17 protein-coding genes are annotated in these 18,193 nt (G+C 58.2%); 4 read left to right on the forward strand and 13 right to left on the reverse strand.

Annotated elements, in window-relative coordinates:
* Positions 1-56: 56 nt before the first annotated feature.
* The 6 genes from ACZ5A6_RS26860 to msuE form a co-directional block, all read right to left on the reverse strand.
* Positions 57-1,391 carry an ABC transporter substrate-binding protein gene (locus ACZ5A6_RS26860; protein ID WP_464111532.1) on the reverse strand — a complete coding sequence of 445 codons (1,335 nt, stop codon included), beginning with the start codon at positions 1,389-1,391 and terminating at the stop codon, positions 57-59.
* A 119-nt stretch (positions 1,392-1,510) separates the two neighbouring features.
* Positions 1,511-2,551, reverse strand: coding sequence for a branched-chain amino acid ABC transporter permease (locus tag ACZ5A6_RS26865; RefSeq protein WP_080850304.1), 1,041 nt, complete (start codon positions 2,549-2,551; stop codon positions 1,511-1,513).
* A 1-nt stretch (position 2,552) separates the two neighbouring features.
* The gene (locus tag ACZ5A6_RS26870; protein ID WP_065662859.1) at positions 2,553-3,449 is read right to left on the reverse strand and encodes a branched-chain amino acid ABC transporter permease; all 897 of its coding nucleotides are present in this window, start codon (positions 3,447-3,449) and stop codon (positions 2,553-2,555) included.
* Positions 3,449-4,366: an ABC transporter ATP-binding protein gene (locus tag ACZ5A6_RS26875; RefSeq protein WP_112403056.1), complete on the reverse strand. Its 918-nt coding sequence runs from the start codon at positions 4,364-4,366 to the stop codon at positions 3,449-3,451. The genes ACZ5A6_RS26870 and ACZ5A6_RS26875 overlap by 1 nt, the downstream gene beginning before the upstream one ends.
* A gap of 104 nt (positions 4,367-4,470) precedes the next feature.
* Entirely contained in the window at positions 4,471-5,574 is a 1,104-nt protein-coding gene (sfnG, locus tag ACZ5A6_RS26880) for a dimethylsulfone monooxygenase SfnG (RefSeq protein WP_019567191.1), read from the reverse strand.
* A 22-nt stretch (positions 5,575-5,596) separates the two neighbouring features.
* Entirely contained in the window at positions 5,597-6,187 is a 591-nt protein-coding gene (gene msuE / locus ACZ5A6_RS26885) for an FMN reductase (protein ID WP_019567190.1), read from the reverse strand.
* Positions 6,188-6,859: 672 nt separating this feature from the next.
* Here msuE and ACZ5A6_RS26890 point away from each other — a divergent pair.
* From ACZ5A6_RS26890 to ACZ5A6_RS26900, 3 genes are all read left to right on the forward strand, one after another.
* A complete protein-coding gene (locus tag ACZ5A6_RS26890) occupies positions 6,860-7,801 on the forward strand; it encodes a LysR family transcriptional regulator (RefSeq protein WP_112403057.1) in 942 nt (313 codons plus the stop codon).
* Between the two features lie 168 nt (positions 7,802-7,969).
* Positions 7,970-8,725 (forward strand): SDR family NAD(P)-dependent oxidoreductase, encoded by a 756-nt coding sequence (locus ACZ5A6_RS26895; RefSeq protein WP_111800498.1) that lies wholly within the window; start codon positions 7,970-7,972, stop codon positions 8,723-8,725.
* Between the two features lie 228 nt (positions 8,726-8,953).
* Positions 8,954-9,655 carry an alpha/beta hydrolase gene (locus ACZ5A6_RS26900; RefSeq protein ID WP_112403058.1) on the forward strand — a complete coding sequence of 234 codons (702 nt, stop codon included), beginning with the start codon at positions 8,954-8,956 and terminating at the stop codon, positions 9,653-9,655.
* A 515-nt stretch (positions 9,656-10,170) separates the two neighbouring features.
* Here ACZ5A6_RS26900 and ACZ5A6_RS26905 read toward each other — a convergent pair.
* From ACZ5A6_RS26905 to ACZ5A6_RS26935, 7 genes are all read right to left on the reverse strand, one after another.
* Positions 10,171-10,446: a hypothetical protein gene (locus ACZ5A6_RS26905; RefSeq protein WP_003519315.1), complete on the reverse strand. Its 276-nt coding sequence runs from the start codon at positions 10,444-10,446 to the stop codon at positions 10,171-10,173.
* A gap of 70 nt (positions 10,447-10,516) precedes the next feature.
* A complete protein-coding gene (locus ACZ5A6_RS26910; RefSeq protein ID WP_111800500.1) occupies positions 10,517-10,897 on the reverse strand; it encodes a DUF6481 family protein in 381 nt (126 codons plus the stop codon).
* Between the two features lie 362 nt (positions 10,898-11,259).
* Positions 11,260-11,469, reverse strand: coding sequence for a cold-shock protein (locus ACZ5A6_RS26915; RefSeq protein WP_003519318.1), 210 nt, complete (start codon positions 11,467-11,469; stop codon positions 11,260-11,262).
* 446 nt (positions 11,470-11,915) lie between these two features.
* Entirely contained in the window at positions 11,916-13,046 is a 1,131-nt protein-coding gene (locus tag ACZ5A6_RS26920) for an NAD(P)/FAD-dependent oxidoreductase (RefSeq protein WP_464111533.1), read from the reverse strand.
* A gap of 22 nt (positions 13,047-13,068) precedes the next feature.
* A complete protein-coding gene (locus ACZ5A6_RS26925) occupies positions 13,069-14,097 on the reverse strand; it encodes a Gfo/Idh/MocA family protein (RefSeq protein ID WP_464111534.1) in 1,029 nt (342 codons plus the stop codon).
* Positions 14,098-14,116: 19 nt separating this feature from the next.
* Positions 14,117-15,625: an amino acid ABC transporter permease/ATP-binding protein gene (locus tag ACZ5A6_RS26930; protein WP_013637619.1), complete on the reverse strand. Its 1,509-nt coding sequence runs from the start codon at positions 15,623-15,625 to the stop codon at positions 14,117-14,119.
* A 60-nt stretch (positions 15,626-15,685) separates the two neighbouring features.
* Positions 15,686-16,519, reverse strand: a complete 834-nt coding sequence (locus ACZ5A6_RS26935; protein WP_111800504.1) for an ABC transporter substrate-binding protein — start codon at positions 16,517-16,519, stop codon at positions 15,686-15,688.
* 225 nt (positions 16,520-16,744) lie between these two features.
* Here ACZ5A6_RS26935 and ACZ5A6_RS26940 point away from each other — a divergent pair, with 225 nt between their 5' ends.
* Positions 16,745-17,812, forward strand: a complete 1,068-nt coding sequence (locus tag ACZ5A6_RS26940) for a LacI family DNA-binding transcriptional regulator (protein ID WP_112403059.1) — start codon at positions 16,745-16,747, stop codon at positions 17,810-17,812.
* The last annotated feature ends 381 nt before the right edge of the window (positions 17,813-18,193 follow it).

The raw sequence follows: 18,193 nt of genomic DNA on the forward strand, positions 1-18,193 counted from the left end.
GCTTTTCGGGATATGGTGGCCGGACACGGGGAGACCCTTGCCCGACCACGCAAACATCAGTTCGTCACGGAATTCGCATCTTCCGACGTGCGAAGCTTGATGCCCTTTTCAGCCGCATAGGCCTCCGACGACTTCTCGATGATCGGGCGCAGCAGGGCCCAGTCCGGTGCGATCCAATCGGAAACCACGTTCCACTTCTTGCCGTCCCACTGCTGGAACGTCACGTAGCCGTTACCCTCATGGTTATCCCAGGTGACATTGATCGAGTGGAAGAGATCCTTGGCGCCCAATGCCTCGACACGGGCTGGATCAAGCTGCAGATGCTCGAAGCCCCAGCGAACTTCGTCGCCGGTCAGGGTGCGCTTGCCGAATTTCTCCTGGGCGATCCGCACCGCCTCGACATTAAGAATACCGTTGACGATACCGAGATTGTGATAGACGGAGCCGATGCGGCTCTTGTCATCAAGGTTGCCCTTGCCGGCGTCGTAGACGGTTTTCACGATTTCCTTGACCACCGGATATTCGGCACCTGATGCCTGGGTGGTGATGGCGGTGTAGCCCTTGGCCGCATCGCCGGCGGGAATAACGTCCTCTTCCGAGTTGGACCAGACATTGCCGATGATGTGATCCACCGGGAAACCGGTTTTCGCCGCCGTCTTCAACGCCACCGGGTTCATGACGCCCCAGCCGCGCAGCACGACATAATCCGGCTTGGCACGGCGGATCGTCAGCCACTGCGACTGCTGCTCGTTGCCCGGATGCGGGACTTCGATCTGCTGGAGGTCGAAGCCATACTTCTTGGCCAGCAGGTCATAGATCGGGATCGTTTCCTTGCCATAGGGAGAGCCGTGGTAGAGCACGACGATCTTCTTGCCCTTCAGTCCTCCAACCCCGCCTTCCTTGGATGCAATGTAGTTCACGATGCCGGAGGTTTCGCTGTAGGGATTGAGCAGCAGCGGGAAAACATAGAGAAAAACACGGCCATCGGTCGAATCCGTGCGGCCGTGGTTGATGGTAATGAGCGGCACCTTGTCTTGGGTGATGCGGTCGATCATGGCATAGGCTATGCCGACCGACAGCGGGTTCCAGGCGGCAACGCCGGGGTTGCTCTTCAGGCGTTCATAAGCTTCGACCCCTCGCTCAACTTCGTACTGGGTTTCGGCTTCGGACCATGTCAGCTTGACACCGTTGATACCGCCGTCCCTGATGTTGATGAGATTGAGATAATCGATGAATCCGCCGAAAAAGCCCGTGCCACCGGCTGCATAAGGCCCGACGCGGTAGCTCTGCAGGGGGAAGTGCTGCTCGTCGGCCATGGCCGGGGAGGCGATGGCGGCGAGGCTGATGCCGGCAGCAAAGGCTGCTGCTTTGATTTTCGTGTAGAAGGTCATATCTGGACACACTCCGTCTGTCGGCTGGCGCTCGGCCATCCGTGTTGGTTTCAGGAATTCATTGCTGATAAGCTTTTCTTGTTGGAAGCCTTTGCCTGTCAGGGCCGGCTTCGAGGGGTTCACGCCCGCCTGACGGCAGCCGTAATGCGTAACTTCAAGCGATCCCACAATGACACGAGGCCGTCAGGTTCCAGGATCAGAAACAGTATTATCAAGGCGCCGAGAACGATGCGCTGCGTCATATCGAGCACTCCGGAATTAAAGACATCGCCCAATAGCAAAGAGCCAAGCCGTGAGAGGACGAGCGGAAAGACGACGATCAAAGCCGCGCCGAAGAAGGCACCCCGGATCGAGGCAAGCCCGCCAATGATGACGATGAAGAGTATTTGGAACGAGCGGTCTAGATTGAAGCCGGCCGGCTCCACCGTGCGAAGATAGGCAAAAGCCCAGATTACCCCGGCAACCCCGACGATGAAGGACGAGATTGCAAAGGCGAGCAGCTTCGTGCGAAGCACCGGAATGCCGATGATGCGTGCGGCGGTCTCGTTGTCGCGCACGGCAATGAAGTTGCGGCCGGTCTGCGACGACACCAGGCGGTAGGCGAGGAACGTGAGGACGGCGACAATGGTCAGCGCGAAGAGATAACGCCCGATCGGCCCTTCGAAAGAAATCCCGGCCAGCGACAGTGCTGGCGCATCGATCACGCCGGATGCGGATTCGTTCGAGAACCAGCTGAATTTCGTCAACGCCCATTGCACGAAGAACTGCGCCGCAAGAGTCGAAACGGCGAGGTAGAAACCGCGCAGTCGCAGGCTCGGCAGGCCAAAAACTATGCCGATTGCTGCGGCCGAAAGACCGGCGAGCACAATCGAAACAATAAGCGGCAGCGCATCGATACGCAGATTGAAATTGTATGCCGCAAAGGCACCGACGGCCATGAATGCGGCCGAACCAAGCGAGACCTGACCCGCATAGCCAGTCAAAAGGTTGAGACCAACCCCGGCAAGGCTGAGCGCAAGAAACGGCAGCAGGATTGCCTCGAAGAGGTAACTGGTGCCGACGAACGGCACGACGAGATAAGCAACGGCGAGCACTGCGACCGTGCCGGCATGGCGCGGCAGGGAGAACGACGATGAAAGATCGGCTGTAACGGCGGACATATTAGACCCTTTCCACGAGCTTTTGACCGAAGAGCCCGGACGGGCGGATCAGCAGGAAGGCAAGGGCCACGACATAGGCGAACCACCCCTCGATGCCGCCGCCGAAATATTCGCCGATATAGACCTCGGCGAGCTTTTCCGACGCGCCGACAATCAGACCACCGATGATCGCGCCGAGAATGGAATCGAAGCCGCCGAGAACGAGCACCGGCAGAGCCTTCAGCACTACCAGCGACAGCGAGAACTGTACCCCGAGCCGCGCACCCCAGAGCAGCCCGGCGACCAGGGCAACGAGGCCTGCCGCCGCCCAGACGCTCGCCCATATCCAGGGCAGCTTGAGACCGACGGCAAGCGCCGCGAACTGGTCATCCGCGACGGCGCGGAAGCCGAGGCCGATGCGGGTATAGCGGAAGAAGGCCGAGAGAGCCGCCACCATGCCGGCCGCGACGACTGCGGCAAAGATGTCGAACTGGCTGATGAAAACGCCACCAACATCAAAGGGAATGTCCTCGATACCGAGATCAAGCCCATGAACCTGCGTACCCCAGAGGAGTTGGGCCGCTCCCTCGATGATGTAGGAGAGGCCAAGCGTCGCCATGAACAGCGTGATCGGTGGCTTGTTGGTGAGCGGCCGAAGCACCGTACGCTCGATCGCAACACCGATGACGACCATGATGGCAAAGGTAATGGCAAAGGCAGCCACAAAAGGCACGCCACGCTCGACAAGGCTGACAAAGGTCAGCGCCGCGAACAGGAGAAGCGCGCCCTGCGAAAAGTTTAGGACACCCGATGTCTTGTAGATCAGCACGAACCCGATGGCGACGAGGGAATACATGACCCCGGAGAGCAACCCGCCGACCAGCACCTCGGTAAAGAACAACCAATCAAACGCAGCCATCAGATACCCTCCCCGTCTTCGTTTTCCGGCGCAGCGCCGAGATAGGCATCGATGACACGATGATCGCTGGCAATTTCCGCAGGCGTGCCATCGGCGATCTTGCGCCCGTAGTCGAGCACCGCGATGCGATCGGAAAGACCCATCACCACGCCAACGTCATGCTCGATCAGAACGACGGTGACCGCATATTCGTCACGCGCGAGACGCACATAATCGGCAAGTTCGTTCTTCTCCGTCGCCGTCATGCCAGCCATGGGCTCGTCAAGCAGCAGAATGCGTGGCTCGGCGGCAAGCGCACGCGCCAGTTCCACCCGCTTCTGCAATCCATAGGGTAGCGTGCCGGCAAGCCGGTCAACATGGGGCGTCAGATGCAGAAAATCGATGATCCGCCCTGCCCGCTCGCGGGCATCGGCCTTCTCGCGACGAGCGCTCGGTAGACCGGTTATCTGGCTCAGGAAATTTGCCCGCTCGGCGTAAGCCCGCCCCGTGGCAACATTATCGAGAACACTGAGACCCTTGAACAAGGCGAGGTTCTGGAACGTCCGCGCCACGCCGAGACTGGCGAGCTTCTCAGTCGGCACTGGACGATAGGCTTTGCCATTAATCGCTACATGGCCACGATCCGGGCGGTAGACGCCTGAGATAACATTAATCAGCGAACTCTTGCCGGCGCCGTTCGGCCCAATAATACCCAGGATTTCGCCCTGCTGCACGGCCAGGTCGATATTCTCCAGAGCGACGACGCCTCCAAAGGAGAGGTCAATACCGCGAAGCTCCAGCACAAGTTCTTTGGCGGCGTCCACCGCGCGGCGTTCTTGCCCGACATGCTCGCTGGGCAAGGCAATGTGTTGGCGAATGTCCGTTGGGATCGCCACCTCCGCGCCAAGGCTTGCAACCAGAAAACTCGATGCTGACATCGTTCAGTCCATGCTCCGCCCAATGGGCACAGGTTTCCAATCACGGAGGCGGTCCCCCGTGGTGCAGGCGGCGGCCAAAGGCCGCTGCCGTCTGATTTGCAATCTTACTCCGCAGCGATTGCCGCGCTGATTTCCGCCTGTTCCAGTTCGCGCACGAGCGGGATGACATGCTTGCCGAAATACTCGACTTCTTCCTGAAAATGCAGGAAGCCCAGCAGGATAAGGTCAGCCCCGGCGCGTTTGAGGTTCACCACGCGTTCGGCAACCTGCCGCGGAGTGCCGATCAGGTTTGAGCGGAAGCCGTCATTATACTGAACGAGATCTTCGAAGCTGGACTTCGCCCAGTTGCCCTCGCCTTCGGGAGAAGACTTGCCGGCATTTTTTACCTCATGGCCGAAGGCATTGACCGCTTCCGGATTGGCCTTTTCGATGATCTCGGCAAGCACGGCTCTCGCCTCTTCCTCGGTCTCGCGCACGATGGCGAAGGCATTCACGCCGACTTTGACCGCGTGGTTGTTTTCCTTGGCCTTGACGCGAATGTCATTCACCTGCTTGGCGATTTCCTCCGGCGTGTTGCCGTTGGTGAAGTACCAGTCGGATACGCGGGCCGCCATATCGCGAGCCGCACGCGACGAACCGCCCTGGAAGATTTCCGGCTGCGGATCAATCGGCTTCGGCTTGAGGGAGTAGTTGTTGAAGCGGTAGAAATCGCCACGGAAGGTGAAATTGTCTTCTGTCCAGATGCCGCGCAGAGCCCGGATGAATTCTTCCGAACGGCGGTAGCGTTCGTCGTGATCGAGCCAAGGCTCGCCGATGGCGTGAAACTCGCCGCGGAACCAGCCGCTGACGATGTTAACGGCAACGCGACCGTTGGTGAGGTGATTGATCGTGGCAATCTGTTTGGCGGCAAGCGCGGGGTTCCACGGACCAGGCAGAATGGCGGCGATGACCTTGAGCGTCGTCGTCGATTCCAGCAGAGCGTGACTGAACGACACGGATTCATGTTGGAATTCGGCACCGTAGCCGGCGGTGAAGCGGATCTGGCTTAGCGCGTAATCGAAGCCGCTCGCTTCAGCGATCTGCGCGAGCTTGCGGTTGTAGTCAATTGTCCAGCTGGTGCGCTGCTCGATGTTCGATATTACGAGGCCGCCGGACACATTCGGCACCCAATAGGCAAATTTCACGGGCTCGGCGTGGTGTTCAGTCATGGAAATCTCCTCTTTTCTGATGTCAGTTGGCGACCGCGTCGTGTGAAACGAGGCGAAGGGCCGAGCGGTGATCGTCGGCGACAAGGTTTCTGGCCGGCAGTAGATCGATCAATTCGGCAACGGCACGCTCGATGCGCGCCTCAACCACGGGGTTCGAGAGTGTGTATCCGGTGAAATCCGCCTCAACGGCGTAGACCGTCGTTGGCACTGTAACGGCGCCAAAGAAGCCGAACAGCGGCCTGAACTGATGCTCCAGCATGAGGCCATGCAGTGCTGTACCGCCCGTTGCCGCAAGGATCACGCGCTTGCCTTGAAGCGCACGGAAATCGACGAGATCGAAGAGATGCTTTAACGCGCCGGTGTAGGATGCGCGGTAGACAGGCGAACCGACGACAAGTACGTCGGCACCTTCCACAGCATCAATAATCCTGCGGCCGGCCTCATCCAGTTGATCTGCGCGAAGAGCCCTGAACAGGATCGGCGCCGCCACAGCCAGATCGACCGTGTCCACAGAGACGCTTGCCCGTCTCTCAATCGAGTTCAGGATGTCCGAGACAATGCGTGCCGTGCGTGACGGTTGTTTAACGCTGCCGCTTATTCCAAGTACGTTCATTGTTCGCCTCACTCCTGTTACCTTTAATTTCTATAGTTTTGATAGATAATCAAAGATGCAAATTCCAAAGTGAGGGCATTTTGAGGAAACCAATCTTGTGCATTCGCCCTCTGGCGCAAAGGACTAAGCAGGCAGTGCCAGTGAGCAGCGAAGCGTTTAGGAGCCACGTCGCTCGTTTGTCGTGACCGACATACTAAAACAGTCGCGTTCTCCCTCACCATAATTGAATATGAGGGTGTCGCTCATTTCACTGTATTAATTGTATCCCAACCATCGAACCGCCCCGCTTCGATTGGTGAATGACTGACGAGCGATCTACGTCGATAAAATGCACACTTCGGTAGCGCCCAAGTCAGCGCATGTGCGCAGGATAGGTGTCATCGACTGCGTGCGGTCTTTCCGGCGTGGCATTTTTTTGCGTGCCGCCGCCATGACGCGCCTTACCATCAAACCGATTGGGCGACGAAACCGGCCGAAAACGGAGCATTTACCGGATCTCTCTGCACAGAGAAGCCAAACCTCCGGCATGTATGGCGTCGACTGCGTTTAAGCGACAATCAGCATTCGAGGTCTTGTTGGAGGCACGCGACCGACTGAGAGCAAGAAATTCAATGGTCTTGGTCGCGGTTCCGATATAGTCGGTTATCGTAGACCTAATCTGCAGGGCGTTGCATGGACCAGATACTCGCCATACGAACATTCGTTCGCGTTGCCGAAGCCGGATCTTTTACCAAGGCTGCGGACACAATGAATCTCCCACGGTCGTCAGTTAGCAAGCTCGTGCAGGATCTTGAAGCACATCTCGGGACGAAACTCGTTGAGCGGACCACCCGGTCGGTGACAATGACCACGGAAGGTATTGCCTATCACCAGCGCGCCCTTCGCCTGCTTGCGGATCTGGACGACATGGACGGCACCATCGCTGGCGCCCGCAGCGCGCCCAAAGGAAGGCTTCGGATTGATATTGGTTCTGTCCTGGCGAACCGGATCCTCATCCCGTCCCTTTGGGACTTCCAGCGCCAGTATCCGCAGATAGACCTGCTTCTCGGCGTCAGTGATCGATCTGTCGACCTTATTGGCGAAGGGATCGATTGCGTCATTCGTGGTGGTTCACTTGGCGATTCATCCCTCAGGGCGAGGAAGCTATGCGAACTCGACTATGTGCTCTGCGCAGCGCCAGTTTATCTCGCCGGAAAAGAACTGCCGATGCATCCAGACGACATTCAGGCGCATCGTGTCGTCAGCTATTTTTCGGCGTCGTCCGGTAAACGGTTCCCGCTGCGCTTCCAGCGCGGCAACGAGCAGACCGAGTATATGCCGATGTCAAGCGGCATTTCCCTCAACGAAAGCACGGCGCATTTGAATGCGTTGCTAGCCGGGTTGGGTATCGGCCAAAGTTTCGGCTTCCTGGCAAGACCTAATATCGACAAGGGTTTGCTGATCGAACTGCTTCCTGACTGGAAGCCTGAAAACCTTGTTCTGCACCTGGTCTATCCCGCTGACAGATTTTCAAACCCGCGGCTGCGGGCATTCTCGGACTGGGCGGCGAAAGTGTTTGAAGGCGTCGACGCAAGGCGCGGCGCGGCGATGGAGACTGTCCATACAGATGGATAAAGTCTCCATACGAACTGGCTTCTCCCTGCAGGGCTGAGGAATTACGTTCTGCACATCGGACGGCGACGACAGGCCCAAGGCCGGCGCCACCTCCCGCATAGCTTTAGACCGTCAACAGGCCGCGAATTCGGACTGACCCTTTCGCGCGCCCAGCCTTAGGAGAATAAAATGACCAAGAGACTAGCAAATAAGATTGCAATCGTGACCGGTGCAACGAGCGGCATTGGCCTGTCGACCGCCAGGCTTTTCGCAGCCGAAGGAGCCCGGGTCTACATTACAGGTCGCCGCAAGGACGCTCTGGACGAGGCCGTCGCAGCGATCGGCCACGGCGCCGTCGGCATACAGGCGGACTCGGCAAAGAACGACGAACTCGACGAAGTCTTCGCCCAGGTGAAGTCGCAACAGGGACGCCTTGATGTCTTGGTCGTCAACGCCGGCGGCGGCAGCATGCTTCCCCTCGGCGAAATCACCGAAGAGCAGGTTGACAACACGTTCGCTCGCAATGTGAAGGCGGTCATCTTCACTGTTCAAAAGGCTCTGCCACTGATGGGTCGGGGTTCGTCGATCGTTCTAACGGGTTCGACCGCCGGCACAGAAGGCACGGCCGCATTCTCGGTCTACTCAGCCTCCAAAGCGGCCGTCCGCAACCTCGCCCGCTCCTGGGCTCTCGATCTCAAGGGCACTGGCATCCGCGTCAACGTCGTCTCCCCCGGAGCAACGCGCACGCCCGGACTTGTGGAGCTTGCTGGTGATGACAAGGAGCAGCAGCAGGGTCTGATCGACTACCTAGCTTCCCGTATTCCGCTCGGTCGCGTCGGTGAGCCCGACGAAATCGCCAAGGCGACCCTCTTCCTCGCCTCCGACGATGCGAGCTTCGTAAACGGCGCCGAACTGTTTGCCGATGGTGGCCAAGCCCAGGTCTAAATCCTTGGACGGGAGCGGGCCGCGCCCGCTCTTTTTTCTCCTGGGGCACCAGCGTTCACAGACCCATCAGAATGCACCAATCTGTTTCGATGAAGTCGCTCTGGTTCAAACGGCCTCCAAAAAGCAACGTTGAATCGCTGACTGGTCAGGACTTCAATGAATGAGATACGTTGGCTTCGTTTATCGCGGAAGACGATGATAAACTTATTCTGATGATTGAGAGAAAATATGGAAATTGAATCCAATATCGACATCGTATCCAATGAGTTGGAGTCCTTTACCATTACTCGGGTCGAGGCCAAGCACCCAAAGTGCATTGCTTTGTTCGCAGTCGGTCGTGGCGGTAATCCGTCACGCCACCGTCATTTGCTGCAGACCTTGGCTAACGGGAATTGCACGGTCATCGCACCACACTTCGAAATGCTGACCTCAATCGCGCCGACCAAGGCCGAGTTGGACATGCGCATCCGCAGGCTCGAAGCATCTATAGACGAATGCACCTCCAGCAATCTCCCCATCGTGGGTATCGGGCATTCCATTGGAGCTACGGCCATGCTCGCCCTTCAAGGTGCCGAGGGCGAAACCCTTGATGGGCAGCAACTGATTACAGGCTCCACGCCACGCCTCGAGCGACTGGCAGTCTTGGCTCCGCCAACGGACTTCTTCCGCCGATCAGGTGCGCTTGACCGTATCAAGATGCCGATGAAAATCTGGGTGGGAGCCAAGGACACAATCACGCCCCCGGCCCAGTCTCGTTTTCTCATGGATGTACTAGCCGCCCAGGTATCTGTGGCGCTCCAAGTTGATCCCGATGCCGGCCATTTTACATACATGGACGAATTGCCACCAAATGTCCCGGAACCTCATCCAGATCGACACACTTTTCTCGCTGGCTTGGCCGATGAAGTAACCGCGTTCTTAGTCGCATAGCGGCTAATGCGGTTAGCAGATAACCGTCATGCCGCGACCGTGGGACAAGCATTGCTTTTAAAACACCCGGTAGGTCCGCATGCTGTCAGCGATTTGTCCACGCGCCCTGGCAGATAGCCTTGAACAGGTCGTTGACGCGTCAATCGACGCCAACGTCTTTCCACTTGGTCTACTGGTCGAGGCAAGTGGCTCGCTGCGTTGCCTCAATGCTCGCTGATAGTGCGGCGAGTTGCGAGGGCCGGCCACCAGTCGCGCTCAGATTCGCATGGGCAAAATGATCGAACAGACCGTGATTGAATAAACTGTTAGCTCTCACGGAGCCGAGAGCTCGATCCACTGATGTGGAATATCGGGCACGTCAGTTTCAGCTTTAAGGCCAGCTCGGCCACCCTGGCACAGAGAAAGGAGAAAAAGCCAATCCCTCAACCAAACCCTGATCAGAAAATCGTACTCGGAGGTTGCGCACTTCTCCTTGGAAATCGGCTCGGTTCCTCGTTGAAACCGATGTCTAGGGGTCAGGCACGGTCGTAAGTGAAGGACGTCAGCAATGTCGTCACGAAGTTGCTCGCCCGTTCCTTTACAAGCACTTCAGTCCACTCGTCGGTTCCTCGGAGTCGCAGATCGGAGTGGATGCTGTCGACCGCAGCTTCTTCAATACGTTTTATATGGGCCTTGAAATTCGCTTCTCCACCGTCATGGTACATGTCGCGAATGACCATGCGCAGGATTTCCTGGATAGCGATTTGCCACGACGTGTTGATTGCCTGGAGCTCGTTATTATCCGGTGCCATGGGGCTGCTTTCGTTAGAGTGTCACCAGCATGACGCCGTCATGTTGTGGGGTCGGCGTGCAAGGGCAATGTTAGGCTTGTCTTGCCTTGCGGTTAGCGTAGCGCCGGTCGCGTTCAGCCTTTCGCATCGTCTCATCTTCAATGACCCGGGCTATACGTGCCTTTTCGGCACTCTCCCGCGCTTCGATTTCTGCGACTGCGACCTCCTCAATCGCTGCCTGGCGCTCCAAAGCGTCGGTCTCGATACGCTGTTGTTCCTCAAGCTTCGTGCGCTCGCGTTGAAGACGTCGCTCTTCTCGAGCTGTGGCAATGGCTGCTCGTTCTGCCTGTCTTGCCAGCCTGGAAGGTTCTAAAGCAGTCTTTGCCGCGCGGTACGCATTGAGCAGAGCAGCTTTGGCTTCGGTAGATGCGGCGCGACGGTCGGCGACGTCATTGTTTCGGGCGTTCTTCATGGATATCCTGATAATGAGTGGAAGAGAGATCATCGCGTTTTTGGCGCGTTTTATGACCGGACTGATGGAGCAGTGCCCTGCCTTCTTGGCGAGACGTGCCGCTGGCAGCCATTCGGTCTACGGGGCGTGAGCGCCGTATTCCGACACTACCGCAAGGTTGCTTTTGACAGAAAATAACATCTGGATGCCGGTGAGGCAGATCGTCGTCTGCGAGCCGAATCCATTTTGTTTTTCTGCTCTTGCAATCTCAATTGGTTCGGCTTGAAACCGAAACGAAAAAGGCCAGGCAAAACGCCTGACCTTAATGAAGCAGCTTCCGACAGTGCCAGTACATCCGTGGTCAAAGGGAAGCAAATCTTGATTTATGCGGCCTGCAGATTGGTAGCAGACATCTTGCCCGACTTGTTGTCGCGCTCGAGTTCGAAGCCGATCTTCTGGCCTTCAACGAGCTCGCGCATTCCGGCGCGCTCGACAGCGGAGATATGAACGAACGCATCAGCGCCACCATTGTCGGGCTGGATGAAGCCGAAGCCTTTGGTGGAATTAAACCATTTTACTGTGCCAGTGGTCATGTTGAACCCTTTCAAAGCATAGAGTGTAGGACCGCGAAGCTGATGCTGCGCAGCGAGGAAACCGACTATTTTTGAAATGGAAGTTCGCTTAAAGCGCGGTGCCAATCGCGCGGTAGACAAAGCTCGGCAAGCAAAAGATCGATGATTTATGTATAACGGACTGAAGTCGTCGCGTCAACGATTAGTTTTCAAATAATGCAAACTCACCTTTAAATTGTGCGGCGCGTCGCGACGCAGGGTGCCAACTCCTGCCTGCGTGGTGCCGGTTTTTCTATGCGTGGCAACGGTCTGATTGTATCTCTGAACCCTAGGTTTTCTCCAGGGTCCGTGCAGCCGACAAGGGCATTAGCCTCATGCGAGAGACCGGACGGGCGTTTCCATATCAATAAAAAAATGCCGGCCGCGGCGGCGGCCGGCTCATTTTGGCGATATCTGCCTCACATTGCTCAATTCAAGGGGAAACGCTCAGGTCGGAAGGTTGCGAGCATGGGATGTTCGGTGCCTGTCGCAACCTCGAACGCGAGCAGCTCGCCCACGATGAGGCCGAGTGTAGCACCGCTGTGGCTGAAGGCCACGTAGTAACCGGAAATACTCTTGATGGCTCCAATCACCGGCTCGCCATCGCCGGGGATCGGTTTGCCACCAACGCCGATGGAAGCCACCTCGAGTTTCGGATTGCCTTCCATCACCCGCGCAGCCTCAACCAAAAGCTCTGAAACCACGCTGTCGTCGATATCATAGCTGCCGTCTGCGCGCACTGTCACACCCTCATCGGCCGCCCAGTCGGCATCCAGGGAGAATGTGCGGCCCGGCGCCGGGCGAACGGCGACACGCGGTGTATTGAGAACAGCGCGCAGGGGATGGGCGAGCGGCCTCGTCTGCACCAGAAGGGCGATCGGTGTCCCGTCGGCAATGGTCTGTCCGCTTTCCGCAGCCATCTTCGGGACGGCCGGACCGGTGGCAAGCACGACGGCATCCGCCCGATGGAGAACAGCACTTGCAGTTTGCGCGCCAATGACACGACCACCCTCGATCACCACCCGTGCAGCACCCTCGTCCGTTACCAGAACGCCACCGAGTGCGAAAAACTCCTCAAGCAGCACACCAATCAGCGTCGGCAAATCGACCCAGCCTTCGCCGGGATTGAAGATTGCACCCTGTGGAGTGATTGCGACGGCGTCGACACCGGGCACAACGCGGGCGACTTCGGCTGCGGAAAGGCGCTGCGCATCATAGGCAAGCGAAACTTCGTGGCGATAGGCCGCGTCGATCTCATTGCGCTCGTCATCCGCGTCCCAGGTCAACCCGCCATCAAAGCGAAGCCATTCTGCGCCGGGATTCTGCGCCGCGAGTGTGCGATACCGGTCGATGCCGGCCATACGCAGCCGATGATAGGGCTCAGAGCGCATGCGTGCTGAGTTCAGCCAGGACAGCGAGCGGCCGGAGGCACCATTGGCCGGCGGGCCGTCGTTGAGGATCGTCACTTTAATGCCGCGCCGCGCAAGCTGTACGCCAGTGGAAACGCCGAAGATACCGGCGCCGATGATGACGGCCGAAGAGATGGTGTTGTCGGTCATGGAATTGGCTTTCAATCAATTGTCATACGGATGGGGATAAGGCATCGGGGACCTCCCAGCGACCGCTGGCTGCGGAGCGGAACAGCGCGTCAATCGCCGTCATATTCGCGATTGCGTCGCCAAGCCCCGTCTCGAGTGGCCCGCCGGAGAGAACAGCCCCGGCGAATGCATCGGCCTGTTCGCGATACTGGTCGACAGGCCCGATCGCGATCTCCTCGCGGCCGCCGCCGGCAAGATCGCGACCATCATCAAAGACAAGGATGGTCGGCTCATCAGCTGGTGCATTGAAGGGAATGGGGATTTCCAGACGCCCGCGCGTTCCAAGCACCGTGACCTTCTGCGTGAGGGAGAGTTGTGTGGAACAGGTGAAGGCAAGCTGCCTTCCCTCTGGAAACGCCAGCAGCCCGCTCGTCAGCCGGTCCGTGCCGAAGACGGGATCCCGCTCCATGAGGGCGATCGCCCTTACCGGTTCCGCGTCGAACAGGAGCCGCGCCGTGGTGATGGCGTAACAACCAACGTCGAACAGACCGCCGCCGCCAATATCAGCCTGGTTGCGTACATTCCCGGGGTCGTCGAGATAATAGGAAAAGATCGTCTGGATGGCCCTCACCTCGCCGAGGCGCCCCTCGACAATCAACGCGCGCGCCTTTTTCCATTGCGGATGGTGGCGCACCATGAAGGCTTCCGCGACCGGCAGGCCCGCCGCCTTTTGTGCCGCTGCCAGTTCCCTCGCCTGCTCGGCATCAAGCGCGATCGGTTTCTCGCAGAGTACGGGTTTGCCCTGCACCAGTGCCTTTATCGTCAGTGGCACGTGCAGATGATTGGGCAAAGGGTTGTAGATTGCGTCTATTTCCGGATCGGCAAGCAGTTCCTCGTAGCTGCCATAGGACTTGGCGATGCCGAAGCGGGCCGCCATCTCCTTCGCCTTCGCAGCATCGCGCGAGGCGATTGCCGCAACGCGCCCAAGGCGGCTGGACTGGATGGCGGGAATGACCGCCTTGGCAGCAATGCCTGCGCAACCGAGCACACCCCATCGTATCGTTTGTGTCATTGGTTTCTCCTCCCGGCGCTCAGAGCACTTCCGCAAGGAAGCGCTGGAGACGCGGGCTTTGCGGGTTGTCGAATATTGCCTCTGGCGTGCCGGCTTCAACGACGCGCCCCTCGTCCATAAAGACGACCTGATCGGCGACCCGGCGAGCAAATCCCATTTCGTGCGTGACGACGACCATGGTCATGCCACGCGTGCCGAGCTCGGCCATGAGGTTGAGCACGCCCTTGACCAATTCCGGATCGAGCGCACTCGTCACCTCGTCGAAGAGGATAACCTCCGGTTCCATGGCAAGCGCACGGGCAATGGCAACGCGCTGCTGCTGTCCGCCGGAAAGACCGCCCGGACGGTGGTGCTGACGGCTCGCAAGGCCGACATCGGCAAGCCTTGCCTTGGCGATGCGCTCGGCCTCGGCTGCGGGCAGGCCCTTGATCTTCGTAAGCGACAGCATGACGTTTTCCAGCGCCGTGTGGTCGGGAAAGAGGTTAAAATGCTGGAATACCATGCCGACCCGGCGGCGCAGCGTTTCCGGCTTCATTGCGAGAATGCTTTCGCCATCGATAAGAATATCGCCGCTCTTCGGCTCGACCAGACGGTTGAGCCCACGCAGCAAAGTCGATTTTCCGGATCCGGACGGGCCGATGATGCAGGTGACGCTGCCTGGCTTGACTAAAAGATCGACACCCCTCAGCACATCAAGATCGCCATAGGCCATACCGAGACGGCGCACATCAAGGCTGCCGCCCTTGAACGAGACGCCAGTCGCGCGAGCTGCACTGTCGAGTTCACTGACCTCCTCCAGTCCGCTGGTGATGACGGAGGGGCGCTGCTTGCCAACCCGCAGACGATTGTCGATCGCATTGACGACATGGGTAAGCGGCACGGTAACGACGAGATAAAATACGCCTGCCAGCAGGAGCGGTGACAGATTGCCGGTCACCACCGCCTGGTCCTGTCCCACGCGAAAGATCTCACGCTCTGAGGCCAGAAGCCCGAGGAAATAGACCAGGCTCGAATCCTTGACGTTGCCGATGAACTGGTTGACGAGGGCCGGCAGAACGCGGCGCACGCCTTGCGGCACGACGATAAGGCGCATGCCCTGGCCATAGCTCATCGACAATGCCCGGCAGGCCTCCATCTGCCCACGGTCGACGCTCTGGATACCAGAGCGGAAAATCTCGCCGATATAGGCACCGGCAATCAGGCTGAGTGCCAGAATGCCGAGCGGATAAGGCGATGGACCGAAGAGCTCGCGGCCAATGCGGGCAAAACCCTGGCCAATGAGGAGAATTGTGACGATGGCCGGCAGGCCGCGGAAAATATCGGTATAAAGACGAGCGGGAATGCGCAGCCAGGGCGAGCGGGAAATGCCCATGATCGCGAGCATCATACCGATGGCCACGCCAAGCACAGTCGAGGTCGCAGCCAGGATCAGCGTATTCTTGAGACCAACGGTGATCATGGTCGGCAGCACTTCGGCCATGGCATTCCAGTCGAGGAAGCTACGGCGCAGGTTTTCAAGCCAGTTCATCAGGATATCCCTTGAAAGAAAGGCCGGTCCGACCGGTAAAGGCCGGACCGGAAGGTGGCATCACTGCTTGGGAAGATATGCCTGCGGCATCGGCGTGCCGGGGAACCATTTTTCGTGCAGCTTTTTCCAGGTGCCGTCCTGCATGGCCTCTTTCAGGCCCTTGTTAAGCGCCTCGCGCAATACGTCGTTACCCTTGCGGATGACGAAGCCGGCGGGCGCGTCGAAGCTCGGAATGTTGACTGCGACTTTTAGCGCCGGATAACGGGCGGAATAGTCCTTTGCAGCCTCGAAATCGAGGAAATGTGCATCGACCGTCCCGTTGTTGAGTGCGGAAACGGCAGAATTGTTGTCCGGGAACTTCACGAGATCGGTGCCGGCAAAATTCTTCTCGGCATAGATTTCCTGAAGTGTACCCTGCACCACACCGAGACGCTTGCCTTTAAGACCCGCTGCATCGGTGATCCCTGGCTCCGAAGTGAGGACGCTCAAGAAACCTGCAAGATAACCATCAGAGAAATCAATGGTCTCCTTGCGCTTGGCAGTCGTGCCGATCGCAGCGGCCGCAACATCGAAGCGGCCGTTGGCGACAGAGGGCATCAGGGCCGAGAATTCCTGGCCGGTGAACACCACCTGTTCCTTCTTGAACCCAAGACGTTCGGCTACGTTGAGGAACAACTCTATGTCGAAACCGGTAAAGTTGCCGTCGGCGGTGGTGAAGGCATAAGGCTTGGCATCGCCCATCGTGCCGACACTGATGGTGGCGGGATCGATGAGGCCAAGCGGATTGTCGGCAAGTGCGGGCGTCGCCGCGCCTGCAAGGACACCGAGTGTGATCGCGGCCGTGGTCGCGCGGATTTTTGCGAAGGCGGATGTTAAGGCTTGGGTAAATTGCATTGTTTTCTTCTCCTCTGGTGTCGTTGTCTGCGATAAATTCAAGGCGCACGGGTCCCACCCGGTCGGCGGCATGACGTCACCTACCCGGCCCACGCAGTTCGCATGTCGGAAGTCTTTTTATTTTTGAGACCGGTCTCAATTAGAAAGAGACCGGTCTCTTTGGGTATTGGCAATTGTTATCTTCGCATTTGCCAGTCGTCAAGTTCTCTTGTAAGGCTACCGCTTATGGACAAGATCCCGCCTAAAACTCCTTCCGTGACAGTCGCTGACGTCGCACGCCAAGCCGGCGTCTCAAAGGCAACGGCTGCACGCGTGCTAGGTGGCTACGGAACTGTTAGCGACCGGGTGAGAGAGGCGGTCCTGGCCGCGGCTCAGTCCCTCGATTATCGCCCCAATGAGCTTGCTCGCAGCATGACGACAGGTCGTTCAGGCACCATCGGCGTCGTGGTGGGAGATATTGAAAACCCCTTTTTCAGCCTCGCCGTGCGAGGCATCACGGATATTGCCCGGCAGGCAGGCTTCACCGTCATCCTCATTAACTCGGGTGAAGACGTCGTTGCGGAAAGAGCGGCCATCCGCACTCTGCTTGCCAAGCGTGTCGACGGTCTCATCGTCTCGCCGGCCAAGGAAAACGATGTCGAGCATCTGCATGAGGTTATTCGCTCGGGGCTGCCGCTCGCGTTGCTCGATCGTGGAAGCGACACGCTCGATGTCGACACCGTTATTGCCGACGACCGGCATGCCGCCGAGAATATTACACGCCGGCTGATTGCTCTCGGCCACCGCCGCATCGCCTATTTAACCGCCTGCGACACGCCGGATCATCGGTTCCGCAGTGCAGACGACATCAGTACCGGTTCGGTCAGGCGACGCATCGAAGGGTATCTTGGTGCGTGCAGTGAGGCTGGTCTGACCAACATGGAAAGCTGGGTACAGGTCGGTGCCGTCACACAGCAAGAGACGCATCGCATCGTCACCGAAATGCTCCAGTCGGCGCAGCGTCCGACGGCAATCATTGCATCGGACAGTATAATCGGCCTGGAGGTGTTCAAGGTTCACCGTCAACTGGGGCTTAGCATCCCGGATGACCTGTCGCTGGTATCGTTCCATGATGCGGATTGGACGTCTGTAACAACGCCTCCCGTGACCGTCGTGCGCCAACCCGTCTATGATCTCGGTGCGACGGCGGCCAGGTTGCTGGTCGACCGGCTAAATGGCAAAGGTCAGATGGTCCGCAAGGTCGTTCTGAAAACCGAAATCGTTGAACGTGCCTCCATGCGGGAAGCACTTTGACTCGGTAGACGGTGTTGAAAAGCTGCTTTGATCCCTCCGTCTTTTTGTGACGGCCCCTCGCCGATCGATCCACTGTCACTATTATCGCCAACGTAAAAACGGCGCTGGTCCTCGGTCAGACAGAATCCGATAGATCGGCTCGCAGCCGGCCCCTTTTAGTATGGCCGAGTGGTTGCCTCTTGAGATCGAATGTCGTTCGATTCGCCATGGGGTAGATTTTTTGCCCTGAAAATCTCGTTTCGACCGACGCTGATGACCTTGATTGCCGAGCGAAAATGCAGTTGCCGCCGCAGGGACAGGATGTCCGAAATATTCTATAAGTATCTGATTATAATTTATAAAATGGCCGCCTCTATTCCCCTGTCAACCACGGACGTCAAT

It is taken from the genome of Agrobacterium sp. 6Ca8 (assembly GCF_055382765.1).

What these genes read in the sequence shown, in the direction of transcription:
- ACZ5A6_RS26860 (WP_464111532.1), bottom strand. Translation starts at nt 1,391, where the DNA reads ATGACCTTCTACACGAAAATCAAAGCAGCAGCCTTTGCTGCCGGCATC.
- ACZ5A6_RS26865 (WP_080850304.1), bottom strand. Translation starts at nt 2,551, where the DNA reads ATGTCCGCCGTTACAGCCGATCTTTCATCGTCGTTCTCCCTGCCGCGC.
- ACZ5A6_RS26870 (WP_065662859.1), bottom strand. Translation starts at nt 3,449, where the DNA reads ATGGCTGCGTTTGATTGGTTGTTCTTTACCGAGGTGCTGGTCGGCGGG.
- ACZ5A6_RS26875 (WP_112403056.1), bottom strand. Translation starts at nt 4,366, where the DNA reads ATGTCAGCATCGAGTTTTCTGGTTGCAAGCCTTGGCGCGGAGGTGGCG.
- sfnG (WP_019567191.1), bottom strand. Translation starts at nt 5,574, where the DNA reads ATGACTGAACACCACGCCGAGCCCGTGAAATTTGCCTATTGGGTGCCG.
- msuE (WP_019567190.1), bottom strand. Translation starts at nt 6,187, where the DNA reads ATGAACGTACTTGGAATAAGCGGCAGCGTTAAACAACCGTCACGCACG.
- ACZ5A6_RS26890 (WP_112403057.1), top strand. Translation starts at nt 6,860, where the DNA reads ATGGACCAGATACTCGCCATACGAACATTCGTTCGCGTTGCCGAAGCC.
- ACZ5A6_RS26895 (WP_111800498.1), top strand. Translation starts at nt 7,970, where the DNA reads ATGACCAAGAGACTAGCAAATAAGATTGCAATCGTGACCGGTGCAACG.
- ACZ5A6_RS26900 (WP_112403058.1), top strand. Translation starts at nt 8,954, where the DNA reads ATGGAAATTGAATCCAATATCGACATCGTATCCAATGAGTTGGAGTCC.
- ACZ5A6_RS26905 (WP_003519315.1), bottom strand. Translation starts at nt 10,446, where the DNA reads ATGGCACCGGATAATAACGAGCTCCAGGCAATCAACACGTCGTGGCAA.
- ACZ5A6_RS26910 (WP_111800500.1), bottom strand. Translation starts at nt 10,897, where the DNA reads ATGAAGAACGCCCGAAACAATGACGTCGCCGACCGTCGCGCCGCATCT.
- ACZ5A6_RS26915 (WP_003519318.1), bottom strand. Translation starts at nt 11,469, where the DNA reads ATGACCACTGGCACAGTAAAATGGTTTAATTCCACCAAAGGCTTCGGC.
- ACZ5A6_RS26920 (WP_464111533.1), bottom strand. Translation starts at nt 13,046, where the DNA reads ATGACCGACAACACCATCTCTTCGGCCGTCATCATCGGCGCCGGTATC.
- ACZ5A6_RS26925 (WP_464111534.1), bottom strand. Translation starts at nt 14,097, where the DNA reads ATGACACAAACGATACGATGGGGTGTGCTCGGTTGCGCAGGCATTGCT.
- ACZ5A6_RS26930 (WP_013637619.1), bottom strand. Translation starts at nt 15,625, where the DNA reads ATGAACTGGCTTGAAAACCTGCGCCGTAGCTTCCTCGACTGGAATGCC.
- ACZ5A6_RS26935 (WP_111800504.1), bottom strand. Translation starts at nt 16,519, where the DNA reads ATGCAATTTACCCAAGCCTTAACATCCGCCTTCGCAAAAATCCGCGCG.
- ACZ5A6_RS26940 (WP_112403059.1), top strand. Translation starts at nt 16,745, where the DNA reads ATGGACAAGATCCCGCCTAAAACTCCTTCCGTGACAGTCGCTGACGTC.